General features: G+C 71.5%; 1 protein-coding gene. It reads right to left on the bottom strand.

Annotated elements, in window-relative coordinates:
- Nucleotides 1-167: 167 nt before the first annotated feature.
- Nucleotides 168-1544, bottom strand: coding sequence for a phosphomannomutase/phosphoglucomutase (locus G6017_RS12845; RefSeq protein WP_179526177.1), 1377 nt, complete (start codon nt 1542-1544; stop codon nt 168-170).
- Nucleotides 1545-1699 lie beyond the last annotated feature (155 nt).

The following is a 1699-nucleotide window of genomic DNA, read 5'->3' as shown; positions in this document are numbered from 1 at the left end:
GGAACCCGGTGAGGCCGTCCAGCGCCCCCGAGTCGACGGCCGTCGCGACCGATCGGAGCTGGGCCCCGGCCATCGACGCGTGGAGCAGGGCCCCGGTGGCGTCGGAGGAGCGCAGGGCCTCGGCGTCGTCCAGGTCCACCCGGCCGGCCCCGGTGTCGCTGGTCAGGTCAGGCACGGACGATCGCGAGGACCTCGTCGACCACCGCGGCGACGTCCTCCCTGGTGGGCGCCTCCGCGTTGAGGCGCAGCAGCGGTTCGGTGTTGGAGGCCCGCAGGTTGAACCACGCGCCGTCACCGAGGTCGACGGTCACGCCGTCGAGTCGGTCCACCGACACGGCCCGGCCGGAGAACGCGTCGATGACCTCCTCCATCCGGGCCACCTGCGCCTCCGCGGAGTCCAGCGTCGAGTTGATCTCCCCGGACGCCGCGTACCTGGTGTACTCGGCCATCACCTGGGACAGCGGGGCGTCCTGCTCCCCGAGGGCGGCGAGGGTGTGCATCGCGGCGAGCATCCCCGAGTCGGCGCCCCAGAAGTCACGGAAGTAGTAGTGCGCCGAGTGCTCGCCGCCGAAGATCGCACCGGTGTCCGCCATCTGGGCCTTGATGAAGCTGTGGCCGACGCGGGTACGGACCGCGACGCCGCCCTTCTCCTCGACCAGTTCGGGGACGGCCCGGGAGGTGATCAGGTTGTAGATGATCGAGGCGCCGGGTTCCTTGTCGAGCTCGCGCCCGGCCACCAGCGCCGTGATGGCCGACGGGGCGACGGGCTCACCCCGCTCGTCCACCACGAAGCAGCGGTCGGCGTCGCCGTCGAAGGCGAGTCCGATGTCCGCCCCGCTCTCCCGCACCAGCGCCTGGAGGTCGACCAGGTTGGCCGGTTCGAGGGGGTTGGCCTCGTGATTGGGGAAGTTGCCGTCGAGCTCGAAGTACAGCGGGACGATCTCCAGCGGCAGTCCGCTGAGGACCGCGGGCACGGTGTGGCCGCCCATCCCGTTCCCGGCGTCGACCGCCACCTTGAGCTGACGGATGCCCGACAGGTCGACCAGCTCGCGGAGGTACGCACCGTAGCCGTCGAGGACGTCACGCTCGGAGACCGTCCCGGCCTCACCGTCGTGGGCGGGGACCCCCGCGACGACCTCGTCGGCGATCGTCCGGAGTCCGGACTCCTGGCCGACCGGCTTGGCACCCGCACGGCACAGCTTGATGCCGTTGTACCGGGCCGGGTTGTGGCTGGCGGTGAACATGGCGCCCGGGCAGTCGAGCAGTCCCGAGGCGTAGTAGAGCTGGTCGGTCGAGGCGAGGCCGATCGTCACCACGTCCAGCCCCTGGGAGGTGACGCCGTCGCCGAACGCCCGGGACAACGACGGGGAGGAGTCCCGCATGTCATGGCCGACCACCACGGTCTCCGACCCCTCGGACCGCATCAGACGGGCGAACGACGCACCCACCTCGCGGACGAAGTCCTCGTCGATCTGCTCGCCCACGACGCCGCGGACATCGTAGGCCTTGATGACTGCTCGGACGGACTCGGCGCTGCGTGCCACGTGCTGCTCCAGGGATGAGAGGCGGTCGGACGGTGTCATCATTCGACCCTACCCGGCGGGTTACCGGCCGGGCCGTCGCTTGCGGCCGCGGGCTGGTCGGTGTCCCGTCAGCCGAGTCCCGGCCCCGGCTCCCGCGCACAGTCGACGGGACCCGC

Source organism: Dietzia sp. B44 (assembly GCF_014145245.1).
In the GTDB taxonomy this organism is placed as follows: domain Bacteria; phylum Actinomycetota; class Actinomycetes; order Mycobacteriales; family Mycobacteriaceae; genus Dietzia; species Dietzia natronolimnaea.
This window is presented reverse-complemented; position numbering and strand designations above follow the sequence as displayed.